Here is a 25,453-nt window from a genome sequence, read left to right as displayed (position 1 = left end):
CCACAGGTTCATTCTCAACCTGTTGCAGCGGCTAAATCCCCACCCCAATCACTCGTTCACAAGAGACTGCCCTTCCCTTGAGCCAAGGAACTCTTGTTTATGAGCCAGCCTGCCACGCCCCGGACATCGCCCGGGGTTCTTCGAGAACTGTTTATTCTGCTCAAGCCTTTTCGTTTGATCGTCAGCCTGTCGATCGTGCTGGGCATGATCGGCGGGTTAAGCGTGACGGTGCTGCTGGCGACCATCAACAGTGCCCTGCACGCCGAAAGCGGGCTCACCCAACAGGTGGTCGCGCTGTTTGCCGGGCTGTGCGTGCTGGCGCTGATCAGCAGTATTTGTTCCGACATCGGCAGCAATTATGTCGGCCAGCACATCATCGCCACCCTGCGCCGAGAGCTCGGCGAAAAGGTGCTTTCGGCGCCCATCTCGCACATTGAACGTTACCGCAGCCACCGGCTGATTCCGGTACTGACCCATGACGTCGACACCATCAGCGACTTCGCCTTCGCTTTTGCCCCACTGGCGATTTCGCTGACCGTGACCCTGGGTTGCATGGGCTATCTGGCCATGCTGTCGTGGCCGATGTTTGTGATGATGCTCGTAGCAATCGCCATCGGCACGGTGATCCAGTACATCGCCCGCGGCTACGGCCTCAACGGGTTTGCCGAAGCCCGTGAAGCCGAAGACGAGCTGCAAAAGCATTACAACGCAATTGCCGAAGGCGCCAAGGAACTGCGTATTCACCGCCCCCGTCGGCAACGGATGTTTGTCTCCGGCATTCAGCGCACGGCGCAAAAAATCTGTGACATTCAGGTGCGCTCGATCAACACCTTCGTCATCGCCAAAAGCCTCGGTTCGATGCTGTTTTTCGTGGTCATCGGCCTGGCGCTGGCCATGCAGTCGTTTTGGCCCAGCGGCAACCCCGAAGTCATCAGCGGTTTTGTCCTGGTGTTGCTGTACATGAAAGGCCCGCTGGAGCACTTGATCAGCACCCTGCCGATCATCAGTCGTGCGCAAATCGCCTTCCGGCGCATTGCCGACTTGTCCGAACAGTTCAACTCGCCCGAGCCGCACCTGCTGCTCAACGCACAGGACGCACCTGACAAGACCCTCAACAGCCTGCAACTGGTGGACGTGAGCTACAGCTTCCCGCCCGTGGACGGCAGCGCCCCGTTCCGCCTCGGCCCGGTGAACCTGACGATCAAGCAAGGCGACATTGTGTTTATTGTCGGCGAAAACGGCTGCGGCAAAACCACCCTGATCAAGTTGCTGCTGGGCCTGTATGCACCGCAACAGGGTGAGATCCGCCTTAATGACCAGCCCGTGTCAGCTGAAACCCGCGATGACTATCGGCAGTTGTTCACCACCATTTTTGCCGACTACTACCTGTTCGATGACGTGGTGCAAGGCGACATGCACATCCCCCAGGACGCCGAGCAGTACCTCAAGCGCCTGGAAATTGCGCACAAGGTCAGCATCACCGACGGCCAGTTCAGCACCACCGACCTCTCGACCGGGCAACGCAAGCGTCTGGCTCTGGTCAACGCCTGGCTGGAAGAGCGCCCGGTGCTGGTGTTTGACGAATGGGCGGCCGACCAAGACCCGACCTTCAGGCGGATTTTCTACACCGAACTGCTGCCGGACCTTAAGCGCCTGGGCAAAACCATCATCGTGATCTCCCACGACGACCGTTATTTCGACGTTGCCGATCAATTGGTGCGCATGGACAGCGGCAAGGTCAGCACGGCGCTGGACGTGGCGTAATTCCCGGCTCTCAGCCTGCTTGAAGAGCAAAAGACCGCGAGGCGAGCTCGCTCCTACAGAGGTTTTCGACCACAGCTGAGAGCACGGCTAATTTTTTTCAGGAACTTTTATCCGGTTTTTCAATCGTGCTGCGTCTAATAACTATTCCCATTAACAAGAAAGAATTTTTCTACGGAGCCTAGGCACGACATGCAACGACCAACCTTGAGCCGGACACCTCTCGCGATCGCTACCCAGCGTCAGACTGTGCGCCGCACCCTGTTGTCCAGCGCCTTTGTGGCATCGGTTTTACTAGGCTCTTCACTGGTTCAGGCCGCCCCGGTCGCGGTGAACATTCCGGCACAGTCGCTGGCCAGCGCACTGAACGAGTTTGGCAAGCAGGCCAACCTGCAAGTGCTGTACAGCCCGGATCAGGTGCAAGGGATCAAATCGCATTCGGTGTCGGGTTCGCTTGAGCCCATCCAGGCACTGGAAGCCCTGCTGCAAGGCAGCGGGATTTCCTATCAGCTCAATGGCAATACAGTGATTATCAACACCCATCAGGGCAAAGGCCTGGAGTTGGGCGCCACAACCATTACCGGCAAGGGCCTGGGCAACACGCTGATCACTGAAGACTCCGGCTCGTACACCACAGGCGCTACCGCCAGTTCGACCAAGTTGCCGTTGTCGATCCGCGAAACCCCGCAGACCGTGACCGTGATCACCCGCCAGTTGATGAACGACCAGGCAGCGCAAAGCATCGGCGATGTGCTGCGCAATGCGCCGGGCATTTCGACCCAGGCCTACGACAGTGACCGCATGGAGTACTCGGCGCGTGGCTATGCCATCACCAACTTCCAGTACGACGGCGTCAACAGCCAGTACGACGGTGTGTTCGATGAAGGCGCGACCAAGGTCGACATGGCCCTGTACGACCGCGTCGATATCATCAAGGGGGCAACGGGCCTGCTGTCCGGCTCGGGCGAGCCTTCGGCCACGGTCAACCTGATCCGCAAAAAACCGACCCGCGAATTCAAGGCATCGGTCAGCGGCAGCGTCGGCTCATGGGATGATTACCGCACCGAAGGCGATATTTCCGGCCCGTTGAATGAAGACGGCAGCGTGCGCGGCCGCGTGGTGGCGGTGTACCAGGACGCAGACTCGTACCGCGACCATTATTCCAAAAAGAATGACGTGTTCTACGGCATCATCGAAGCCGATCTGACCCCCGACACGCTGTTCACCTTCGGCATGGACTATCAAAAAATCAAGCCGCGCGGCTCGTCCTGGACCGGTAACCCGTACTACTTCTCTGACTACAGCAAGACCGACTTCAGCCGCTCGTTCAACCCGGCCACGGACTGGAGCCGTCGTGATGTCGTCGCGCAAACCACCTTCGCCTCCCTTGAGCACACCTTTGCCAACGACTGGAAGGTCAAAGGCACGCTGAACCAGCAAACCAACGACCACGACACCCAACTGGGCTCGGCCAGTGGCGGCACCCCGGACCCGGTGACTGGTGAGGGCATGTTCTTTTACTGGGGCAAGTGGGAAGGCCATCGCGTACAAACCACCGCCGACATCAATGCGACAGGCCCTTTCACCCTGTTCGGCCGCGAACATGAACTGGTCGTCGGCGCTACATCGCAGTCGTCACGCCAAACCGGCGCGACCTTCGATGGCAGCGCGTTCGGTGAGGTACCCGGCAGTATCTTTGACTGGAAGGGCCATTACCCGAAACCGGATTTCCCGAAAAACGGCAAGTACGAAAAAAACACCAATCAGAACAGTGCCTACATTGCGGCCCGCTTCAAACCTGCGGACGACTTGTCGGTCATTTTGGGTAGCCGCCTGAGCGACTTCCAATACAACGACACCTACAAGTATTACGTGCAGTCGTCTGCATTCAGCGACAACAAAACCACCTCCAAGCAGCACGGTAAAGTCACGCCTTATGCAGGTGTGGTGTATGACCTGAACGACACCTACTCAACCTATGCCAGCTACACCTCGATCTACAAACCGGTGACCGAGCGCAGCCAGTCCAACACCAACCTGCCACCTACCGAAGGCAACAGCTACGAAATCGGCTTGAAGGGTGAATACTTTGGCGGCCGCCTGAACGCGACCGTGGCGGTGTTCCGCACCGAGCAGAAAAAACTGCCGATCTACGCCGGCACAGACGCGGATACCGGTCGCGACTTCTACGAGTCGGTTGATGGAGCCAAAACCAAAGGCATCGAGTTTGAACTGGCCGGTGAGTTGATGCCGGACTGGAACATCATGGCGGGCTACACCTACGCCCAGACCAAAACCGATGACGGCAAGCGCCTGTATGGCTTCCCGCTGGAAACCACCAAGCCTGAAAACGTGGCACGGGTGTTCACCACCTATCGCCTGCCAGGCGCGTTGAACAAAGTCACTGTGGGCGGTGGCGTGAACTGGCAGAGCCCGTTCTACGGGCGGATCTGGAACGACCCGAAAGGCGACTACGACATCATCGAGCAGAACAGCTACGCGCTGGTTAACCTGATGACCCGCTACGATTACAACGAACACCTGTCGTTCAACCTCAACGCCAACAACGTGTTCGACAAAAAGTACCTGTCGGGCCTGGGTAACTTCAGCACCGTTTACTACGGCGAGCCACGCAGCCTGTCGTTGACGACTAAATACACCTTCTAACCCCGCAAAATCTGTAGGAGCGAGCTTGCTCGCGATCTTTTGATCTTTATAAAAGATCGCGAGGCGAGCTCACTCCTACAGTGTCCATGTGTTTTTCGTACATTGCCCTTACACTGAGCACCCCTTGCTCACAGGCACGATCATGGACCTCGACCTGGCCCGTACCTTCCTCGAAATCGTCCGCTGCGGCAGCCTCGCGGCAGCAGCCGAAAAACTTCACATCACCCAGACCGCTGTGACCGCCCGCGTGCAAAAGCTCGAAAGCCTGCTCGGCACCGGGTTATTTGTGCGTAACCGCGCCGGAGCCAAGCTGACCCCGGACGGCGAAGCCTTTGTGGTCTATGCCAATCAACTGATGCAAACCTGGGAGGCCGCCCGCCGTGATGTGCCGCGCCCCGAAGGCTTGCACAAAATGCTGCACATCGGCGGTGAAGTCAGCTTGTGCAACCCGCTGATTCTGAGCTGGGCGAAAACCTTGCGAGAACACCTCACCCAACACGCCTTGCGGATTCAGATTCGCGACGGTGAGTTTCTGTTGCGCCAGATCGAAATGGGCCTGCTGGATGCCGCGCTGGTGTATCAGCCTGCGTATTGGCCGGGGATGCAAGTTGAGCAGTTGCTTGAAGAGAAACTGATTCAGATTCGCTGCCCTGCCCTGCCCGAGCCTTATGTATACGTGGACTGGGGTGAAGACTTCCGCCGTCAGCATGACGCCGCCCTGCCTGACAAAGCCCGGGCGCCGATCAGTTTTAATCTGGGGCCGGTGGCCTTGCATTTCATTCTGGAAAACGGCGGTAGCGGCTACTTTCGCACCCGGGTGGTCAAAAGTTACCTGGACAGCGGCGCCCTTGAGCGCGTGCCCAAAGCCCCGGAATTCAGCTACCCGACCTATTTGGTGTACTCACGCGAACGCGACAGCCCGGCGTTGCAACACGCCATCGAACTGCTGCGCGAGCTGGTCAAGGAGGACGGCGACTGGTCGCAGCGCTGGGGCCCGGAGATTTAACCAACAGCTGTGCGACAACCGGGCGTCTTGTGAAGATGAAAGCTTTCAGCTTTAGAGCCAATCTCTTAATCTGCGAGCGCTGAATAACAAGAACCCCACAGGTGGCACATGACCAATCTCACGCGTACCAACGAAAGCTGGCTGACTTCTGCCTCCCATCAACAGTGGCTGCACGACCAGGGGCAAGCGCTGGTGGATTTCGCCAAGGCTGCGCGCGTGCCGCTTGGGTTTGCCAGCCTCGACCACTTCGGCCAGCGCCCGAACGATGCCCAGGTGGATACCGTAACCACCGCGCGGATGGTTCACAGCTTTTCCCTGGCGCATATTCAGGGCCTGCCGGGCTGCGGGCCGTTGATTGATCATGGTCTCTCGGCACTGGCCGGCGCGCTGCAAGACGCCAATTATGGCGGTTGGTTTGCGACCCCCAATGGCGAAGATGGCAACCGCCGCAAGTACGCCTACCTGCATGCGTTTGTCGCCCTTGCCGCCAGCTCTGCGGTGGTGGCCGGACGCCTGGGCGCTGCTGAATTGCTCGCAGAAGCCGTGGGTGTGCTGGAGCGTCATTTCTGGTGCGAAGAGCAAGGCGCCTTGCAGGAAAGCTTTGCCGAGGACTGGACTGACTGCGAGCTGTACCGTGGGGCCAACAGCAACATGCATGGCACCGAAACCTTTCTGGCACTGGCCGATGTGCTCGACGAAGACCTCTGGCTCGACCGCGCCTTGAGCATCGCCGATCGGGTGATTCATCAACACGCCGCGCAGTCCGGCTACTTGCCCATTGAGCATTTCGACGCGCAATGGCAAGCGCTGCCCGACTACAACATCGATAACCCGGCCGACCCTTTCCGCCCTTTTGGCAAGACACCGGGCCATGCGTTTGAATGGGCGCGCCTGTTGCTGCACCTTGAAGCCGCACGCAAGCAGCGTGGCCTGGAAAACCCTGAATGGTTGCTGGACGATGCCCGCCATTTGTTCGCCAGCGCTTGCCGCTATGGCTGGCAGGTGGACGGTGAACCGGGGATTGTTTACACGCTGGACTGGAACCATCAACCGCAGGTGCGTGAGCGCCTGCACTGGACCCTCGCCGAAGCCGCAGCGGCGGCCACGGCCCTGATCCAACGCACCGGCGAGCCTGAGTATGACGTGTGGTATCAGCGTTTCTGGGACTACATCGACCTGCACCTGATCGACCGTGAGAACGGCAGTTGGCACCACGAACTGGGCCCGGACAACCTGCCATCGGCCACCATCTGGCCCGGCAAGGGCGATTTGTACCACGCTTACCAGGCCACGTTGTTGCCACGCTTGCCACTGGCGATCAGCCTGGCCAGCGCCCTCAAGCTACGCCGATAAAAAAACCCGTCCGTAGCAGTTGTCGAGCCTGCGAGGCTACGTCCGATTGCGCAGCGATCGTAAACGCTAAGTGCAAGGTCGAACTGGCAGACTGGGGCGCTTGCTGTGACGACTGCTTCGCAGCCGGACGTAGCCTCGCAAGGCTCGGCAACTGCTACGAGCAGGACGTTCTCCTAAAGCCATTTAAAAATTAACGAACCACGTCAATCACCGTCAACCACGGCCCATAGCGCGTGACTTTGAGCGGCAGGGTTTGCGCCAGTGCACTCAAGGTATGCGCGGTGTTGTCCAGCGCGAATACCCCAAAGACCCGCAACCGCGCGGCTTCTGGGCTGATGCGCAACACGCCGGCCTGGTAGGGACGCAAGGCATCGATCAAGTCCGACAGCGGCTCATCGTACAGCTCGATGGTTTTGCGTTCACCAGTGCCGGTGTATTGATCGGCCGTCAAGCCTGCCAACGGCACTACGCGGTCTACCAACACGGCGGCGCCCAGACCGAGCAATAACAGCAGCACAGCGCCTTGCAGGGCTTTTTTACGCACTGGCGAAGGCTTATCCAGCAAGGCCTTGAGTGCCGCCTGCATTTGACCCGGGCTACGCCGATCAACCGATTGCAAGTCAGCCATGGAATTTTTCACCAGCCCGGCGACCCGTTGCCAGGCGGCCTTGTGCTCAGGGTTTTCAGCCAGCCAGGCTTTGAACACTTGGCGCTCGGAAGAACAGGCGCGGCCAGACTCAAGGTGCAGAACCCAGTCAATGGCATCACGGGTAATGGGGTCGAGCTTGTTTTTGCTCATGGGCATTGCGCCGTATGTGATAAGCAATGAACAAAGGCACGGTCTGGAAGAGGTGCAGACACGACAGATCACCAGACTCAAATAGCAATAAGTCGCATTATCAGCAGATTGAGCGTAATTGCAATGCGCTTGTTCAGAACATGTCGAGCGCCCCGCGATCTTTTGATCGTTTAAAAGATCGCGGGGCAGGCTCGCTTCTACAGTCGTTTAACGCCCGCCGCCCAGGTCCAGAAAGGTGCCGGTGGTGTAGGAGGCTTTGTCCGAGAGCAGCCAGATGATGGCTTCGGCGACTTCTTCCGGGCGCCCGCCTCGTCCCATGGGGATGAGGGGTTCAAGTTTGCTGACCCGACCCGGGTCGCCGCTGAGGGCGTGAAAGTCGGTGAAGATGTAACCCGGCCGCACGGCGTTGACCCTAATCCCCTCGCCGGCCAGTTCTTTGGACAAGCCCAAGGTGAAGGTGTCGAGGGCGCCCTTGGAGGCGGCGTAGTCGACGTACTCGCTGGGCGAGCCCAGTCGCGCGGCCACCGATGACACGTTGACGATGTTGCCACCCTGGCCGCCGTAACGCGGTGACATGCGCAGCACCGCGTGCTTGGCGCACAAAATCGGGCCCAGCACGTTGGTTTTAAGGGTATGCATGATGCGCACTTGCGACATTTCGTCGACCCGGGACTTCTGCCCCACGGTCCCGGCATTGTTGACCAGCGCCGTGACCGGGCCCAGTTCAAGATCAACCCGCGAGAACAGGCTGATGACCTCATCTTCGTCGCTGACGTCTGCCCGAACGGCAATGGCTTGTGCCCCCAGCGCACGCACCTCGTCCAGCACTTGATGCGCCGCCGTGTCGTCAGACTGGTAGTTGATGCAAATCCGGTAACCCTGTTTCGCCGCCAGCACAGCAGTGGCTGCGCCAATGCCGCGACTACCACCGGTGATCACGATGACTCTATCCATAAATACGCGCTCCCCATTCAACCAGTGGACATGAGCACAAGAGTAACCGCGATACACCGGTTTTGTCAGGCCGAAGCCGGGTTGCCTGCGACGGGCTGTTCAGCGCGGTGAATATCCACCATAAATTGCTCGGCTGGCAGGGGCTGCCCCAGCAAAAAACCTTGCAGGGAATCACAGCCCAAGGTGGTCAGGAAGCTTTGCTGGGTGTCGGTCTCGACGCCTTCAGCAACGATCCGCAACCCCAGCGCCTGACCCAACGCCACAATGGCCGAGACAATCGCCGCATCGTCGCTGTCATGTTCCAGATCGCGCACGAAACCACGGTCGATTTTCAGCTCGTTGGCAGGCAAGCGCTTGAGGTACATCAAGCTGGAATAGCCCGTACCAAAATCATCAATGGACAGGTCAACGCCCATGTGCGAGAGCTTTTGCAGCACCGTCATGCTCGCGTCAGCGTCACTCATAGCGGTGGTTTCGGTGATTTCCAGGGTCAGGCTGTTGGCTGGCAATTGGTTGCGTTCCAGCGCCGAGACCACGCTGTCGACCAGCCCTGAGTAGCAAAACTGCAAGGCCGACAAATTGACCGCGATGCGCCAGTGGCTGTAGCCCTGATCAAACCAGATACGCATTTGCCGGCATGCCTCGTTGAGCACCCACTCGCCAATCGGGATGATCAGGCCGGTTTTTTCGGCCAGCTCGATAAAGTCGTCCGGTTGCAGCAAACCCTGTTGCGGGTGCTCCCAGCGCAGCAAGGCTTCGGCCCCGACCGGCTTGCCGTTGCTGGCATCAAATTTGGGCTGGTAGTGCAGGCGGAACTGGTTATGTTCCAGCGCCTGCCGCAGGTCCTGCAACAGTTGCAGTTGTTTGCGCGCGTTGGTGTTCATCGATACGTCAAAGAAGCTGTAGCCGTTTTTACCACCACCTTTGGCGTGGTACATCGCGGCGTCGGCGTTCATCAGCAGCTCTTCGGCGCTCTGGCCATTGCCGGGGTACAGCGCAATGCCGATGCTCGCAGAGATCTGCAAGTCATGCTCATCTACCCGAAAGCTCTTCGCCAACAGGCTGACCTGGCGGGTGGCCACTTGCGGTGCGTCGTCTGGCCCGGTCAAACGCACCAGCAACACAAATTCATCGCCGCCAATGCGCGCCAGGGTGTCCTGGCTGCGCAACTGCTCGCGCAAACGCAAGGCCACTTCACGCAGTAAGCGGTCACCCACGTGATGGCCAAAAGCATCGTTGACCGGCTTAAAGCCGTCCAGGTCGATAAACATCAGCGAAAAGCACCCGCCCTGCTCCGCGACCTTGGCCATGGCCTGGCTGATCCGGTCAGCCAGCAGGATGCGGTTAGGCAGCCCGGTCAGGGTGTCATGCAAGGCCAGTTGGGTGAGCTCTTCGTTGGCCAGGGTCAGTGAATCCGCCAGCGCCGCCGTGCGGGCGTCCAGGCGGGCATCGAAGATCGAGGTCAGCAGCGCTATCACCAGCACCGCGAGGCTGGACACCAGCACCAGGTTGTCCAGACCTTTGCCGCTCAGCCCATCCACCAGCGCGCCGCAAAAACTGCCCACCGGGAAATTCGCCGCGGCCATGCCGGTGTAGTGCATGCCGACAATCGCCAGGCCCATGATCACCGACGCACCGCCGCGAATCAGGCGCACATAAGGGGTTTGCTTGCGCAAGCGAAACGCGATGGACAGCGCAGCCGCCGAGGCGCCGACCGCAATCACCAGCGACAGGCCAAACAGCGTCGGATCGTAGTCAATGCCCGGCTGCATCTTCAAGGCCGCCATGCCGCTGTAGTGCATGGCGCTGATCCCGGCGCCCATGATCAAGGCGCCCAACAGTAATTGCAGTGCCGGCAGGCTCGGCTGGCTGACCAGCCACAAGGCAAACCCGCAAGACAAAATCGCCACCAGCAATGACCACAGGGTGAGGCCAAGGTCGTAGCCCAGCTCCAGCGGCAACTCCAGGGCGAGCATGCCAATAAAGTGCATCGACCAGACCCCGAAACCCATAGCCAGCGCCCCGCCCCCCATCCACAAATAGGCCGTTCGCCCACGCGCGGTAGCGATTCGCCCTGTCAGGTCAAGTGCGGTATACGAGGCCAGAATGGCCACGCATAAGGAAATAAACACCAGGGCGGGAGAGTACGTTGCAGCAACCATGAGCTTTCTCTTGAACGATCCGGACCAGCATCCATGTCCAGTGAAAAATGCGCGATTGTACTGTTTCCTGAAACGAACGCACGCAAATGCTAACCCGCTTCATGCTTGACCTTGTCTATATAACGCACGACTGCCGCGGACTTTTCAAATCGGCGATAGATCAACGACAACCAGGAGGTTGCGTCACACCCTTCGATAGTCCGGTACAGCACATTCGGCAGGCTGATATGCCCCACCACCGAGGCCGGCACCACCGCCACGCCCCGGTTCAAAGACACCAAAGCGATGACAGCCACCAGCCCGCCGGGCTGCGCACCCAGTTTAGGGGCATAGCCTCCTTGGGCCGCCACGTGCAATGTGCCGCTGATCTGCTCGGGCAAGATGAAGGTCTCGTGCTGCAAATGCTCGGCGCTGATGTGCTTGAGGCGAGTGAGCCACGCGTCGGCGGCTATCGCCAAGACAAACCCTTCGCTGTTCAGACGAATGGCTTCCAGTTCCGGGGGCAGCGCCATCGGTGAGCGCACATAGCCCAGGTCAAAACGCCCTTCGGCCACCATCGTCGGCAAACTGGCCATCGGCGCTTCGCGCACGCTCAAGCTGACTTCTGAGGACTCATCGGCGTAAGCCTTGACCTGGCGCTGCAAGATGCCTGAATACACCGCCGAGGCCACATAGCCCAGTTCGATATGCCCGGTCTCGCCGCGTCCGGCCCGTTGCGCATGCCGCTGTGCAAGCTCGAACTGGCGCACAGTGGCATCGGCTTCAGGCAACAGCGCCTGCCCCGCCTCGGTCAGGCTGACCTGACGCTGCTCGCGCACAAACAAGCGCACCCCCAGGGCGTTTTCAAGGTCCTGGATTTGTCGGCTCAGGGTCGGCGGTGCAATGCCCAGCACTTCAGCGGCGCGGGTGAAATTGCAGTGCTGTGCAACGGCCAGAAAGTAGCGAAAGTGGCGTATTTCCATAGCAGCATTAGCTCAAAGGTAATGAAGTTCGAGCAGCCAGCTAACGCAACTCAGCCAGCGCAGCGATACCCTGTTGACACCGCCATATGAGAGAGACTCGCACATGTCCGTCAACTTGATTACTCACAAAGTAACGCCCTTGGTTGGCACAGGGCAACGCCCATGAAAACAGTAAGCCCACGTCTGACCCTGCTGACTGCCAGCGGGGTGTGTTCATTGATCGTGCTCGACACCAATATCGTCGCGGTCACCCTGCCCACCATCGCCCGTGATCTGGGCGCCAACTTTGTCGACATCGAATGGGTGGTCAGCGCGTATATGCTGGCGTTTGCCGCCTTGCTGCTGCCGGCCGGGAGCATTGCCGACCGCATTGGCCGCAAAACCACCCTGATCTGGGGCCTGTGTATTTTCATCCTCGCGTCACTGGCTTGCGGGGCAGCGCCCAATAGCCTGCTGCTGGAAATCGCCCGCGCAGTAAAAGGCGTTGGAGCGGCGTTGCTGCTGACCTCGGCGCTGGCCTCCATCGGGCATGCCTTCCATGATGAAGTTGAACGGGCCAAGGCCTGGGCGTTTTGGGGCGCGTGCATGGGGGTGGCCATGACCGCAGCGCCAACCTTGGGTGGGCTGATCACCGAGTACCTGGGCTGGCGCTGGATTTTCTACCTCAACTTGCCGGTCGGCCTGGTACTGATGGCGCTGGTGCGCCACGCCATCAGCGAATCCCGCGATCCGCAGTCAGCACGCCTCGATCCTTGGGGCAGCCTGGCCTTCAGCGCCAGCTTGCTGTGCCTGATCTGGGGCCTGATCGAAGCCAACCGGATTGGCTGGGATAACCCGCTGACCTATGCCCGCCTGTGCGGCGGCGCCTTGCTGCTGGCGCTGTTTGTGTGGATCGAGTCGGTGCAAAAACGGCCGATGATCGACCTGCAACTGTTCCGTCACCCGCGGTTTATCGGCGCATTGCTGGGCATGTTTGCCTATGCCGGGTGTGCTCAGGTGATGATGACCTTGCTGCCGTTTTACCTGCAAAACGGGCTGGGCCTCACGGCCATTCTCTCGGGGTTGGGCATGCTGCCGTTTGCCCTGACCATGTTGATCTGCCCACGAATTGGCGCGCGCATGGCATCACGCTACACCCCGGCGAGCATGATGGCTCTGGGGCTGACCCTGGTGGGCTGTGGCAACTTGCTGAGCGCCTGGGCCGTGGGTTATGGCGGCTACCTGAGTTTCGCCCTGGCCACCGCTGTGACTGGCGCGGGTGCCGGGCTGCTGAACGGCGACACGCAAAAAAACATCATGGCCTGCGTCCCGCGAGACCGGGTGGGCATGGCGTCCGGCATGAGCACCACCATGCGCTTTAGCGCCATCGTGTTGGCGATCGGCGTGTACGGCACCTTGCTGGGCGGGCACACCGAGCAAAACTTGCAAGCCAGCCTTGCACAGGTGGCGAGCCCCTGGCTGGAACAAAGCCACTTTATTGCTTCACGGGTGGTCGCCGGCGACATGTCAGGGGCGCTCAGCCAGTTGCCGCTGGCGGCACAAGCGCAGATTCAACCACTGGCGACCCAGGCGTTTGTGGCAGGCTTCAGTACTCTGCTGTGGGTGGCCGGGTTGCTTGCGCTGTTGGGCGCACTGCTGGTGGGTACCCTGATGCGTAAACCGATACCACGGTTTGTCGTTGCCACCTGAAAAGGCTTCGCCCCGCTCATGGTGATGCTGGCATACCTTCCTGCAAGCGCTGCAGTTCGCGGCGAACCATGCTGGCATATTCGGCGGGGCTCAAACTGTACAGTTGCCCCGCCACCCAGCCCAGCCAGGCGCCTTTGAGGTCCGTGCGCCGGGCAAATAGCTCGGCAGCCTTGGCCTGGGCCTGCTCAAGGTGCTGCTGATGAAACTCGCTGCGCGTCAGCGTCACTCTTTGCTGGCCTTGAAGGTCAGCTCACCCTTGCGCCATTTGGCCGCCTTGGTGGTAACCGCCTTCAAGGTTTTGCTCAGGCCAGCTTCGAGTTGCTCGGTGGCCGCAAACACCAGCATCACGGTTTGGCCCTCTTTGAAAACAATACCTTCACCTAAGGGCGACTTGACGTAGGCATAGTCACCAATGCCATACACCGTCATTTTGATTTCACGAAACTTGATGTCCAGCTTGCCGCCTTCACGGCTCGGCATGACGGCGGCACTGAAATGATCGCCAACCTTGAGTTTCAGGCCCGGTTTGTCGTCTACCACCAACGCTGTTTCGGTATCGATTTCAGCGATGTAAATACCTTCTGCCGTTTGTTCGGTGACGTATACAAAGCGCGACTGGAACAATTTGACCAACCGGGCCCGCAAGTCACCCAACACAAATAAAGCGTGCATCTCCAAATTGCTGACTGCCAACGAAAAGCCCTCAATAACAAAAAAATGAATCTGCCTGCTAAAAGGCAGGCAGCAAAAAAGGCCTCACCCGCCCACTTAAAAACCGAGTACGGGAAATTCAACTGACGGCTGGGGTCAGGGATGGCCTGTGACGTAAAAGTAATGGATTCCCGCCTGGGTTGCCCTGACAAAAAGGCGCCAGAACTTGAAGGAAATTAACCAGGGCATGTGCTCGCGCACAGCGGTTTGTACTCAGTTGGGCGGCTATTCTACCGACTCAGGCACAGGAATGGGTATACACATCCTGTTCCCAATTTTGCCAACGGCTTATTTTCTGCCTGATTGGCCCCATATTCAACAGGGCTTTCGTCGCACCGATGCGTTAACTGCGCCACAACCCGCCAACTGCTGCCATACTGGCGCGAAAAATTGGCCTGGCCCATGCCGCCAGGTTGTCTGTACTCCATTACTTGCAAGGAATCATGACACGTGACGGAATTTGATATTGGCGAGTATTTCATCCGTGGTGACGTCAAAGATGTCGACGGAGAGTTTCAGGCAGTGATCGTGATGCGCCCAAAACCACCTTTGACCAAAGTCAGTTACTACCAGGTTGAAAAGGACCGTTGGTTCAAGACCGCCGAACTGGCAAAAATAGCCGGCATGGAATCTGCCCGGCAACTAAAAGAAGCCGTCGACGCGGGCGCTCTCAACGCTTAAACGCACTTTAAACAACACGTTTCATGTTTCTATTCTAGGCTTGGCCTCGAACTCTTTGCTCTCGCAGGCCTCAAAGCTGAGCACCCACTCAAGGAAATGAACATGGACGATACCCCTGTCACCCTGCAAGCGTTGTTTGAACAACTGGGTCTGGATGCTGATCAAGCGTCGATCGACGCGTTTTTTCTCAAGACCCCGACACTGGCTGAAGACGTCAAACTGGCCGATGCGCCTTTCTGGACCGCGGCTCAATCGCAGTTTCTAAAAGAAAAAATCGCCGCTGACGATCACTGGGCCATTGTTATCGACGAACTCAACGAACGCCTGCATCAAGCACGCTGAGCGTGCTCTAGCCGTGTGCCAAGGTTGGCGCCCAGTTGCGCCAACCACGCCGTGCGACATTCTTCTGCTTCGACCCGGCTTGAGAACGCCGTCCCCCGCTGCTCACCATTCACCAGTACTACCCAGCAAGCCTTCTGGCCCAAAACGCGCAAGCTTTTGGGAACACCGCTACCAATCATCACGGCTACATCGACCTGGTTGGTCATGAGGGTCACTCCGCTAATTAGTTAGTCTCCTAACGATGCCGGCTATGTTAGTGCTTCCGTGACAGCGGAAAAAGCTATGTACCGAATAGATGCATTGCATGACCTGTAACAATCCCGCTGTACGCTTACCCGAATACAGGGGCCTTTTGCTCATAGATGAAGCGCCCGCCTTCCTGCGGTCGATTGAAAAAAGCCTGATCGATAATCCCTTCTCCCGAACCCACCGAGGCATTCCAATTGGCCGATTGGTGGATGTAGCGCTGACGTAAAACCCGCTCTTGCTCATCGCTCAGATCGATAGCGCCAAGACGCACTTGCGCCTGAAGACTTGCTTCAATGGGCAGCAGTTCGTCAGGCAGTGCGCAAGCAGCCTCGGTCAATGGCTTGAGCGGCACGCCCTGCTCGCACGCCAGGCTGTGCATGATGCGCAGGTACACCCGCGCCAAATCACCGAATACCCGGCGTTGCATAAACACTGCGGCCAGTACTTGTTGCATGGGGTCTTCGCGGCTGCCCTGGCGGCGTGAATCACTGCGCACTTGCAGCAGGCGATCCGGGTCAGCGGGGTCCAACACGTCCCGGGCCTGCCACTGTGTCAGTTCTGCACTCGCGCGCTGCCAAGCGTGGGTCAGGTTGATGGGTGTGGACGGGCTGACCAGATTGGTTTGCCAGCGCGTCAAAAACACCTGCTCGGACATCAACGCCGGATACCCGCCCCCCACATCGGCATGCGCGCCGGGGACGGCGATTTCCATGGGCCACTGCCCAGCGATGCTGTTGAGCGCAAAATTGCGCCGCTGCTCATCACGTGCAGCCAACTGCACAACATACTTCGCACAGCCAGGGCTCAGGTACAGGTTAAGGCCGGGGTTGATGTCGTCACTGATATCGCCGCCGTCTGCCAGCCCACCCATGGCGGCGACAGTATCGAACAAGCCGATAAAGGCAATCTCGCACTCAAAATCTGCGGCCAGGCTGAACTGCGACTTAAAGGATCCGCTGATGACGAGGTTGGCAAAGTGCCGGGCGGCGGCCGCGCCACGACTGAATCCAAAAATATCCAGCTGTAACCGGCTCAAAGAAGCCGCTGGCGCGGTCTGGATAAAATGCGTCATGCACTCGAGCAGTTGCGCGTAAGCCAGCTCTGCCTTGCCCACTACGCCGCTGCTGCCACGGCCATAGGTCTGGGCCGGAAAACGCGTATCCGCCGAGCCTGTGGTAGTCCCTATACCGCCAATATAGAGAGACGTCACGGCGTTGCCGTCGGTATCGAAAGTCTGTTGCGCCGGGTAATGCTGGTACAGCGCGGCAATATTGGTCGTTGCGTTGGCGTAGCTGCTGTCGCTCTCGACCCTCAGCCCTTGCGCCATTCGGGCCTGACCCGATGCACTGTTGAATTGGTTATTGGCGGTGCCATCAAAAAACACACCCACCCGCAACACGCGTTTTGTGTTGCTTGAATCACCCATGAATTTCACCCTCGCTCAAATCGGCCACGCGTAAAAATGCCGCGCAACTATAAGGTGCTTCACCGGAGGGACCCACTCAACGCGCGGAGATTGTTGTACAAGGTTTTACAAGGCGGGACGGGCAGCAAAGCGAATGCTCGCAGAACCCAAAAGCTACCGGGGCCGTGCGGCCCCGGCAAGGTCAGGCACTCAGGCTTGACGCTGGTGCTTGTCGATTTGCTCGTGACGCTCTTGAGCTTCGATGCAGTACTTGGTGGTCGGGCTGATCAGCAGGCGCTTCAGGCCAATGGCCTCGCCGCTGTCGTCGCACCAGCCGAAGCTGTCTTCTTTGATGCGCTCCAGCGCTTGTTCCAGCTGAGGCAGCATGCGCTGGTCACGATCGATTGCGTTCACCAGCCACGTACGTTCTTCTTCAACCGAGGCGGCATCCGCAGGATCGGCAGGGGTGTCCAGGCTCTCGATCGCAATGCGGTTTTGCTCGATGCGCTCGTGGGTTTCAACCTTCATGCCTTGCAACAACTCAGTGAAAAAAGAGTGCTGCTCGGCATTCATGTAGTCATCCGCCGGCATGGCCAGCAACTGTTCCTTTGTCATTGATTTCTCTATAAAAAATACGTGCATTAAGGCGAAATGGGGAGCGATCGGATCGTTCTTTATCCAAACCCGTTAGGTGCCATCTATCTCAAGCGCCACCCGGCACTCAATTTACGAGGGGCGGCAGTCTAAGGCCGACTTATCGAGTCAGCAACTGAAATGACAGCTATTTGTCCAGCTAAACGTGGAAAGAGACGAAAAAACCGTTCAGAGGGGCTAATGGAGTGCGTTTATAGCAAGAAATTCAATCGTGCTGCTGAAAATCATCACCCTTTGAAAAAAGGCCTCGCTCAAGCAGCCGAGCCCTGACCTTTTACCCTCAGCCGAAAATACTTCGGATTGTTACATCAGAGTAAAAATCAGTAAGACCCAGGCTCAACACGCGAACGTTTGCAGTCATCTCTACGTGCGACTTTAACGCGCTACGTCTCCCGCTTCTTGGGTTGAAAAATCCCACAAACTTCTCCGTAAATCTTATTGGTAGTTACGCACTGCCTGACAATACTGCGCGGGAATCGCGCTTTACAATCACTCGACCAAATCCCATATCCCACGCCAAGTAAATGATCGATATGTCACTGCTTGTATCGCCAGCGCATAACGCTTTAACCGAACCGACTGCCAGATAATAAATAGCCTTTGTTCAGGGGTACGACGTGATGAGAAATTCCTTGTTTGCCGACGATCAACCCGCACGGGCGCCAAGTGTGCCAATTATCCCTCTGCCAGAGCACGCGGTGAGCCTGCCCGAACTGGAGCGATTGAGCACACTGCGCGATGCCCTGCTATTGCTAAAAGTACCGCTGGCCAACAGTTGCGGATTACGTGTCCTGATTGAGAGGCAGTTGCTGAGCAATGACGTGTATGACCGCGTGCTGGGCAAATCATCAACCTCGGACTCTCCCGCCTGCGCACCGACACTGCCGTAGCCTGCACAGGCGCGCCTTAGCTCAATAAAAATGCAGTTAAGCATCATTATTATGAATTTGCGGATTGCAAACGACGCAAGCACACTGCGCACGTTCCTCCCCCAATAAAGGAACACTTTTAAGGGCTTGCCGGGAAACCCGCACGGCCCTTTTTTTATCCCTTCGTTGCCAGATTCCGGATTTCCCCACCATGCAAAACAGCTGGATCAGCCGCCTGTTGCCTGCGGCCACGAATACCCGCCCCACCGAGTGGAGCCGCGCTGCGATAGGCGTCTCGCTGGGCACACTGCTGTGTGTCTGGGTCTGTAGCCTGTTCTTTGGCCTGCCCGTGGCCATGCACCTGATTGGCCCTTTGGGGGCCTCGGCCATTTTGCTGTTTGCCGTGTCCTCCGGGGCCTTGGCGCAACCCTGGTCGATTGTCGGTGGCTACCTGTGTGCAACGGTAGTGTCATTGGGCGTGGTGCATTTTTTCGGCCGCAATCTGGACAGCGCCTGCCTGGCGGTAGGCCTGGCGATGCTCATCATGTGCCTGCTGCGCTGCCTGCACCCACCGGCAGGCGCACTGGCCTTGCTGGTAGTTCTCGCAGACCCGGACAGCGCCCGCCTGGGCTGGGGGATGCTCGGCCCCGTGATGCTCAGCGCTGTGTGCATGCTGCTGGCTGCATTGGTCTACAACAACCTGACGCGCGTGCGTTACCCTAAAAAAAATGCTGAACCGGCACCGGCCATTGTGGCTCCGCATATCCCCGGAGAGGCCGGCATTACGGCTGAGGACTTGCAAAAAGCCATGGAACAAATGGACGCGTTTATTGACGTGACACCCGAAGACCTCGAAGCCCTGGTACGCGCCAGCGAGCACAATGCGCGCCGACGCAGTGTGCGCGAGGTGTTTGCCGAAAGCACCTAGCGCATAAGCGAGCCTCATGCCTGATACGGCGCCTGTCGAAAACCTGAAGACTCCTGCTAGGGTTACTGAAGCGTCGTCCGGGCGGGTTGTGTTCACACACAGTTGATCACTCGGATCCCACACTCCACGTGATCAAGGCTCGCAATGCTCAGAACCATCGAGAACGAAGTCTCCCGGCAGGCTGCGCCCCCCGCCCTGCAAGCTGAATTTGCCCAGCATGACTTTGAGAAGCTGCGCACGTTTTGCAGCCTGACCTATATCGCCAGCACGATTATCTGGCTGATGTTTGACCTGATTGTCAGCACCAAGGGCGGTCAGGGGTTTACCGGGCTTTCCATGCTGTTCATCGCCACCATGGTCGGCCTCACCCTTCTTATCGGCTTTCTGCGCACGGCTCAACAATTCAACCTGTTGAACGTGGTCTTTGTGCTGGTGATCAGCATCGGCATACGCTTGCTGGTTGAGGGCCTGCCAGAGACCGAGCAAGCCGTGTGGCTGACCCTGGCGACCTCAAGCATGCTGTATTGCGCCTCGATCCTGCCCTTGAGCCGCTGGGCATTCATCAGCACCCTGGCTATAACCGTGGTAGTACTTAACCCGTTTGTGCTGACTGAAATATCGTTAATGGACCTGCGGGGCAGCATGCTCCTCTGCTATTACTCTTTTCTGGCCTGCCTGACGACTTACAGTTTTTTCAAGTTGCGCCGCGTGAAACTGCTCAACTACACCCTGTCCAAACTGCTGATTGAGCAGGCCTACATTGACACCCTGACCGAGATCCCCAACCGCCGATCCTTTATGGCGCGGGCTGGCAGCGAATTGGGCATCCGGCCCCGTGAGCACGATCACTACCTGGCGATGATCGACATCGACAACTTCAAGAAAGTGAACGACCTGTACGGCCATGATATTGGCGACGAAGTGCTCAAACGCACGGCGGCGAATATCAAAGCCGTGGTGCAGGGCTATGAATATGCGCGCCTGGGCGGGGAAGAGTTTGCCGTGTACGTTTCAGGAGTGCGCCGGGATGACGTTGAAGTGCTGATGGATGCATTGTGCCGTCAGGTGCGCGAAGACCCGCATCAATACCCGGTGACCATCAGCATCGGCCTGACCCGGGTTGACGACCACGACACCCTCAACCAGGCTCTGGCCAAGGCGGACAAAGCGCTGTACGCGTCCAAAAATAGTGGCAAGGACCGGTTTACGTTTCATGCTGATTGAGGCTACAGAACGCACTAAATCTCGCGATCCTTTAATTTTTCGCAGCCTTCGTGCCTCGTCAGCGACTACGCCGGACGTAGCCTCGCAAAGCTCGTCAACTGCTACGGGGTCTTTGTAAATCACCAACTGTAGGAGCGAGCTTGCCTCGCGATCTTTTGATCTTTCGCAGCCTTCGCACCTCGTCAGCGACTACGGTCGGACGTAGCCTCGCAAAGCTCGTCAACTGCTACGGGGTCTTTGTAAATCACCAACTGTAGGAGCGAGCTTGCCTCGCGATCTTTTGATCTTTCGCAGCCTTCGCACCTCGTCAGCGTCTACGGTCGGACGTAGCCTCGCAAATCTCGTCAACTGCTACGGGATTTGTGTGCACCGCGATCTTTTGATCTTTCGCAGCCTTCGTGCCTCGTCAGCGACTACGCCGGACGTAGCCTGAGCAGGCCCTAGCGCTCGCTCACTTCCATTTTTCCGTCCCAGCCACCGCCCAGCGCGGCGATCAATTGCACGCTGGCGATCAAGCGGCTTTGCAGCAGGTTCAAGACGCTGCGCTCGGTGCTCAAGGCGGTGGTTTGAACGTTGACGACATCCAGATACGCAATCAAACCCGCCTTGTACTGATTGGTGGTCAGACGAAGTGATTCGCGGGCCGATTCCAGCGCCTGCTCTTGCACCACGGTTTCATCACCCAGCACTTTCAACTGGATCCTGTAGTTTTCCACCTCACGGAAACCGTCGAGCACGGTCTGACGGTATTTAGCCACGGTCTGGTCATACACGGCTTCGTTACGGTCCACTTCGGCCGAACGCTGGCCGCCATCAAACAATGGCAATGAAATTTTTGGCCCCACCGACCAGAACCGGTTTGGCGCGCTGATCCAGTCCTGATACTGGCTGCTGCTGTAGCCGCCCGACAGGCTCAGGCTGAAGTCCGGGTAGTACGCTGCCTTGGCCACGCCTATGTTGGCGTTGGCGGCAATAATCGAGCGCTCTGCCGAGGCAATGTCCGGGCGCCGCTCAAGTAGTTGCGAAGGCACGCTGACCGGGATCGCCGGCAGCTTGGGGATGTCGTTGATTTCTGCCAGTTTGAAGCCCGTCGGCGGTTGACCGGTGAGCACCGCAATGGCGTTTTCAAACTGGGCACGTTGCCAGATCAGGTCGATCAGGCTGGCCTGGGTATTGCGCAATTGGGTCTGCGCTTGCGCCACCGCATCTTTGCCGGAGATCCCGGCGCGGTACTGGTTTTCGCTCATTTTCAGCGACCGCTCATACGCCTCGACGGTCGCTTCCAACAAACGCTTCTGCTGATCAATCACCCGCAGTTGCAGGTAGTTCTGCACCAGCTCCGACTGTTGGCTCAAGCGCATGGCTGCCAGGTCGGCATAGCTGGCTTCGGCGCTGGCTTCATTGGCCTCAAGGCCGCGCCGCAATTTGCCCCAGACATCAGCCTCCCAACTGACGCCGACCTGTGCGTTCAAGGTGTCGCGAATACCGCTGCTGGAACTGGTCAGGCTGGAGTTGGAACTGCCGGTACCCTGGCTGGAGCGGGTTTTACCCACACTTAAATCAGCACTCGGCAAGAAGGCTCCACGGGCATTGCGCACCAGCGCCTGGGCTTGGCGAAATTGCGCCTCGGCCTGGGCAACACTCTGGTTGTTGCTGTTGAGCTTGGCCACCAGCGCGTTGAGCTGCGGGTCAGCGTACAACTCCCACCAGGCGCCCCGCTCCAGGGCATCGCTCGGGTTGGCCTGGGTCCAGCCATCAACCGCGTTGAACTGCTGCGGCACGGCCAGTTCAGGGCGCTGGTAATCCGGCCCCACCGCACAGGCGCTGAGCAGCACGCCGGTCAGCACCAGGCCCAACAGACGCGAGCCACGGGCGAGCGCCCAACGTTGTGGCGACAAAGCCGGAGCAAGGTTAAGCAAACGAGAGGTCATAGCGGAGTTTCCAGAGCAGCATCAGTACGCACACCACGCCATTGGTTGAAACGATGGCGCGCACGGTCGAGATAGAGGTAAACCACCGGGGTGGTGTAAAGGGTCAGGATCTGGCTGAAGACCAGCCCGCCGATGATGGTGAGGCCCAAGGGCTGGCGCATCTCGGCGCCTTCGGCATGGCTGAGCATCAACGGCAAGGCGCCAAGGATGGCCGCCAAGGTGGTCATCAGGATCGGCCGCAAACGTTGCAGGCAGGCGCTGCGGATGGACTCTTGCGGGCCCATCCCCGAATGCCGTTCCAGTTGCAGGGCCAGGTCGATCATCAGGATGGCGTTTTTCTTCACCACGCCGATCAGCAGGAAGATCCCGAGCAACGAAATCAGGCTGAATTCACCGCCCGTGAGGTAAATGCTCAACAGCGCCCCGACCCCCGCTGACGGTAAGGTCGAGAGGATGGTCAGCGGGTGAATGTAGCTCTCGTACAGAATGCCCAGTACCAGATACACCGCCACCAGCGCGCCCAAAATCATGAAAGGCTGGCTCTTTTGCGTGGCAGCAAAGGCATCGCCGGTACCGGCCATTTTCACGATCACTTCTTCGGGCAAGCCCAATTTGGCGATCTCGCGTTCAATTGCTGCGGTGCCCTGCTCCAGTGAAACGCCGGGGGCCATGTCAAAGGAGATGGTTTCAGAGGCAAACTGGCCTTCATGTTCAACCCGGTCGTCTTGCAAACTGTTCTCGTAGTGAGCAATGGCCGACAACGGAATCCGTGCACCATCGGCCGTAATGACCTGTACCTGATCCAGGGTTTGCGGATCCTGGGCGTATTTGGGGTTAACCTCCATCACCACCTGATACTGGTTCAGGCTGTCGTAGATGGTCGAAATCTGCCGCTGGCTGTAGGCGTTGTTCAGCACCGCAGTGACCATGTCCATATCGACCCCGAGGCGTTTGGCCTGATCGCGATCTACCACCAAGGTGACTTGCTGCGCACCCCGCCCTTCACGGGCATCAATGGCAGTGAGTTCGGGCAGGGACTTGAGTGCAGCCACCACTTTGGGGTACCAGGTGCGTAACTCACCCAAGTCGCCGCTTTGCAGGATGTAAGAATACTGGGAACTGGTTTGCTCACGGCCACCGCCAAATTGCAGGTCCTGGTCGGCCATTAGCATCAGGCGCCCGCCCGGCACTTTGGGCATGTTTTCACGCAAACGCTCGATAACTTTTTGCGCAGAAATTTTGCGCTCAGTGATCGGTTTAAGCCGCACGATCATCACAGCGTTATTGGTGCCGCTGTTGCCGCCAATAAAGCCCGCCACGCTGTCTACTGCCGGATCTGCCAACACTGCCTGGCGGAAAATATCCATCTTGGGCTGCATCACGCTGAACGACAGGCCATCATCGCCGCGCACAAAGCCAATCAGTTGCCCGGTGTCTTGCTGCGGCATAAAGGTTTTGGGCACCACCACGTACAGCGCAACGTTTACGCCGATGGTCAGCAACAGGCTGAGCAGGGTCAGGCGCTTGTGCCGCAAGACCCAATCCAGGCTGCGGGCATAGCCCAGCACCATGCGGTCGTTAAGCCGGATGCTCCAGCGCTGCATGGCGTTTTCAGTGCCCGGCACATGGGGTTTGAGCCAGCGCGCGCAGAGCATCGGGGTCAAGGTCAGCGATACCACCAGCGACACCACAATCGCCGCCGCCAGGGTGATCGAAAACTCCCTGAACAAGCTTTCAATGATCCCGCCCATAAACAGGATCGACAAAAACACCGCCACCAGCGAAACGTTCATTGAGAGCAAGGTAAAGCCGACTTCCTTGGCCCCCAGGTATGCAGCCTTCATGGGCGAGATCCCGGCATCAATATGCCGTGAGATGTTCTCAAGCACGACGATGGCGTCGTCCACCACCAGCCCGGTGGCCAGGATCAGGGCCATCAGCGACAGGTTGTTCAGCGAAAAGCCGAACAGGTACATGATGGCAAAAGTACCCACCAGCGACACCGGCACCGCCAGGGTCGGGATCAGCGACGCACGAAAATTACCGAGAAACAGGAACACCACCAGAATCACCAGCGCCACGGCAATCAGCAAGGTCATCTCGGCTTCATGCAGCGTGGCCTTGATGACCGGGGAGCGGTCCATGGCCAGGTTCAGTTTGACGCTGGCCGGCAGGACCGCCTGCAAAGCAGGCAACTGGGCCTTGATCGCGTTGACGGTTTCAATAATGTTGGCGCCAGCCTGACGGTTGATCACCAGCAACACCGCAGCATCGTTGTTGAAAAAACCACTGTTGTAGCGGTCTTCAACGCCGTCCTGGACCTTGGCCACATGGCCCAGACGCAAAGCCGCACCGTCCTGGTAACGGATGATCAGCGGCTCGTAATCCTTGGCCTTTTCCAGTTGGTCATTGGCCTGTATTTGCCAGTTATGCTCGTCATTCGACACAGCCCCCTTGGGCCGGCGAACGTTGGCGTTGGCAATGGTGTTGCGCACGTCATCCAGCGCCACGCCGTACTGGTTAAGCAGTTGCGGCTCCAGCTCGATACGCACGGCAGGCAACGAACTGCCGCCGATTTGCACCTCGCCCACCCCAGGCACTTGCGAAAGGCTTTGCGAGAGGATGGTCGAGGCCAGATCGTAAAGCTCGCCCTTGGCCAACACATCGGACGTCAGCGACAGCACCATGATCGGTGCTTGCGACGGGTTAACTTTTTTGTAGGTCGGCATGCTGCGCATACCGCTGGGCAACAGGTTACGCGAGGCGTTGATCGCCGCCTGCACCTCACGGGCCGCGCCATTGATGTCGCGGTCCTGATCGAACTGCAAAATCACCCGCGTCGAGCCCTGGCTCGAGCGGCTGCTCATGGTGTTGACCCCGGCAATCGCGCCAAAGGATCGCTCCAGCGGCGTGGCCACGGTAGATGCCATCACCTCGGGGCTGGCGCCCGGCAAGCTGGCAGACACCACGATCACCGGAAAATCCATTTGCGGCAGCGGCGACACCGGCAGCAAACCAAAGCTCACACCGCCCAGCAACATGATTGCCAGACTCAACAGCATGGTCGCTACCGGGCGCTTGATGAACGGGCCGGACAGGTTCATAG

The 25,453-nt window shown here is 58.6% G+C and carries 21 protein-coding genes; 10 read left to right on the top strand and 11 right to left on the bottom strand.

Annotated features, from left to right (window positions below):
• The first annotated feature begins 99 nt into the window (after positions 1–99).
• From TU84_RS10575 to TU84_RS10560, 4 genes are all read left to right on the top strand, one after another.
• A complete protein-coding gene (locus tag TU84_RS10575) occupies positions 100–1,764 on the top strand; it encodes a cyclic peptide export ABC transporter (RefSeq protein ID WP_048369002.1) in 1,665 nt (554 codons plus the stop codon).
• A 189-nt stretch (positions 1,765–1,953) separates the two neighbouring features.
• Positions 1,954–4,428, top strand: coding sequence for a TonB-dependent siderophore receptor (locus TU84_RS10570; RefSeq protein ID WP_048369001.1), 2,475 nt, complete (start codon positions 1,954–1,956; stop codon positions 4,426–4,428).
• A 142-nt stretch (positions 4,429–4,570) separates the two neighbouring features.
• Positions 4,571–5,434: a LysR family transcriptional regulator gene (locus TU84_RS10565; protein ID WP_048369000.1), complete on the top strand. Its 864-nt coding sequence runs from the start codon at positions 4,571–4,573 to the stop codon at positions 5,432–5,434.
• Between the two features lie 108 nt (positions 5,435–5,542).
• Complete coding sequence (locus TU84_RS10560; protein WP_048368999.1) at positions 5,543–6,787, top strand: D-mannose isomerase; 1,245 nt, start codon at positions 5,543–5,545, stop codon at positions 6,785–6,787.
• 190 nt (positions 6,788–6,977) lie between these two features.
• Here the strand turns inward: TU84_RS10560 and TU84_RS10555 are convergent, their stop codons facing one another.
• From TU84_RS10555 to TU84_RS10540, 4 genes are all read right to left on the bottom strand, one after another.
• On the bottom strand, positions 6,978–7,586 hold the full coding sequence (locus TU84_RS10555) for a DUF4880 domain-containing protein (RefSeq protein ID WP_048368998.1): 609 nt from the start codon (positions 7,584–7,586) through the stop codon (positions 6,978–6,980).
• A gap of 207 nt (positions 7,587–7,793) precedes the next feature.
• On the bottom strand, positions 7,794–8,540 hold the full coding sequence (locus tag TU84_RS10550) for an SDR family oxidoreductase (RefSeq protein ID WP_048368997.1): 747 nt from the start codon (positions 8,538–8,540) through the stop codon (positions 7,794–7,796).
• 65 nt (positions 8,541–8,605) lie between these two features.
• Entirely contained in the window at positions 8,606–10,702 is a 2,097-nt protein-coding gene (locus tag TU84_RS10545; protein WP_048368996.1) for a putative bifunctional diguanylate cyclase/phosphodiesterase, read from the bottom strand.
• 89 nt (positions 10,703–10,791) lie between these two features.
• The gene (locus tag TU84_RS10540) at positions 10,792–11,664 is read right to left on the bottom strand and encodes a LysR family transcriptional regulator (protein ID WP_048368995.1); all 873 of its coding nucleotides are present in this window, start codon (positions 11,662–11,664) and stop codon (positions 10,792–10,794) included.
• 162 nt (positions 11,665–11,826) lie between these two features.
• Here TU84_RS10540 and TU84_RS10535 point away from each other — a divergent pair, with 162 nt between their 5' ends.
• On the top strand, positions 11,827–13,353 hold the full coding sequence (locus TU84_RS10535; protein WP_048368994.1) for an MFS transporter: 1,527 nt from the start codon (positions 11,827–11,829) through the stop codon (positions 13,351–13,353).
• 16 nt (positions 13,354–13,369) lie between these two features.
• Here the strand turns inward: TU84_RS10535 and TU84_RS10530 are convergent, their stop codons facing one another.
• Positions 13,370–13,579 (bottom strand): hypothetical protein, encoded by a 210-nt coding sequence (locus TU84_RS10530; RefSeq protein WP_048368993.1) that lies wholly within the window; start codon positions 13,577–13,579, stop codon positions 13,370–13,372.
• Positions 13,576–14,046, bottom strand: coding sequence for a hypothetical protein (locus TU84_RS10525; RefSeq protein WP_048368992.1), 471 nt, complete (start codon positions 14,044–14,046; stop codon positions 13,576–13,578). Before TU84_RS10525 ends, TU84_RS10530 begins: the two co-directional genes overlap by 4 nt.
• Positions 14,047–14,514: 468 nt before the next feature.
• Here TU84_RS10525 and TU84_RS10520 point away from each other — a divergent pair, with 468 nt between their 5' ends.
• Together TU84_RS10520 and TU84_RS10515 are read left to right on the top strand one after the other, a co-directional pair.
• A complete protein-coding gene (locus TU84_RS10520; protein WP_048368991.1) occupies positions 14,515–14,745 on the top strand; it encodes a hypothetical protein in 231 nt (76 codons plus the stop codon).
• Between the two features lie 102 nt (positions 14,746–14,847).
• On the top strand, positions 14,848–15,087 hold the full coding sequence (locus tag TU84_RS10515; protein WP_048368990.1) for a DUF2789 family protein: 240 nt from the start codon (positions 14,848–14,850) through the stop codon (positions 15,085–15,087).
• On the opposite strand, the gene TU84_RS10510 is transcribed toward TU84_RS10515, so the two are convergent.
• The 3 genes from TU84_RS10510 to TU84_RS10500 all read right to left on the bottom strand — a co-directional run bounded on the left by TU84_RS10510 (position 15,075) and on the right by TU84_RS10500 (position 17,356).
• Complete coding sequence (locus TU84_RS10510; protein ID WP_048368989.1) at positions 15,075–15,293, bottom strand: hypothetical protein; 219 nt, start codon at positions 15,291–15,293, stop codon at positions 15,075–15,077. The genes TU84_RS10515 and TU84_RS10510 overlap by 13 nt on opposite strands.
• 125 nt (positions 15,294–15,418) lie before the next feature.
• Positions 15,419–16,762, bottom strand: a complete 1,344-nt coding sequence (locus TU84_RS10505; RefSeq protein WP_048368988.1) for a phospholipase effector Tle1 domain-containing protein — start codon at positions 16,760–16,762, stop codon at positions 15,419–15,421.
• A gap of 189 nt (positions 16,763–16,951) precedes the next feature.
• Positions 16,952–17,356 (bottom strand): TraR/DksA family transcriptional regulator, encoded by a 405-nt coding sequence (locus tag TU84_RS10500; RefSeq protein WP_048368987.1) that lies wholly within the window; start codon positions 17,354–17,356, stop codon positions 16,952–16,954.
• Between the two features lie 659 nt (positions 17,357–18,015).
• Between TU84_RS10500 and TU84_RS26045 the strand changes: the two genes are divergently transcribed.
• The 3 genes from TU84_RS26045 (at position 18,016) to TU84_RS10490 (ending at position 20,416) form a co-directional block, all read left to right on the top strand.
• The gene (locus TU84_RS26045; protein WP_157403794.1) at positions 18,016–18,285 is read left to right on the top strand and encodes a hypothetical protein; all 270 of its coding nucleotides are present in this window, start codon (positions 18,016–18,018) and stop codon (positions 18,283–18,285) included.
• A 190-nt stretch (positions 18,286–18,475) separates the two neighbouring features.
• The gene (locus TU84_RS10495; RefSeq protein ID WP_048368986.1) at positions 18,476–19,192 is read left to right on the top strand and encodes an HPP family protein; all 717 of its coding nucleotides are present in this window, start codon (positions 18,476–18,478) and stop codon (positions 19,190–19,192) included.
• 144 nt (positions 19,193–19,336) lie between these two features.
• Complete coding sequence (locus TU84_RS10490; RefSeq protein WP_048368985.1) at positions 19,337–20,416, top strand: GGDEF domain-containing protein; 1,080 nt, start codon at positions 19,337–19,339, stop codon at positions 20,414–20,416.
• A gap of 440 nt (positions 20,417–20,856) precedes the next feature.
• Here TU84_RS10490 and TU84_RS10485 read toward each other — a convergent pair whose 3' ends face one another.
• Both TU84_RS10485 and TU84_RS10480 read right to left on the bottom strand, forming a co-directional pair.
• Positions 20,857–22,347 carry an efflux transporter outer membrane subunit gene (locus tag TU84_RS10485; protein WP_048368984.1) on the bottom strand — a complete coding sequence of 497 codons (1,491 nt, stop codon included), beginning with the start codon at positions 22,345–22,347 and terminating at the stop codon, positions 20,857–20,859.
• Complete coding sequence (locus TU84_RS10480) at positions 22,344–25,451, bottom strand: efflux RND transporter permease subunit (protein ID WP_048368983.1); 3,108 nt, start codon at positions 25,449–25,451, stop codon at positions 22,344–22,346. Before TU84_RS10480 ends, TU84_RS10485 begins: the two co-directional genes overlap by 4 nt.
• Positions 25,452–25,453: the final 2 nt, after the last annotated feature.

It is taken from the genome of Pseudomonas helleri (assembly GCF_001043025.1).
Taxonomy (GTDB): Bacteria; Pseudomonadota; Gammaproteobacteria; order Pseudomonadales; family Pseudomonadaceae; genus Aquipseudomonas; species Aquipseudomonas helleri.
Note: the sequence above shows the minus strand (reverse complement) of the source record. Positions and strands in the feature narration are given on the sequence as shown.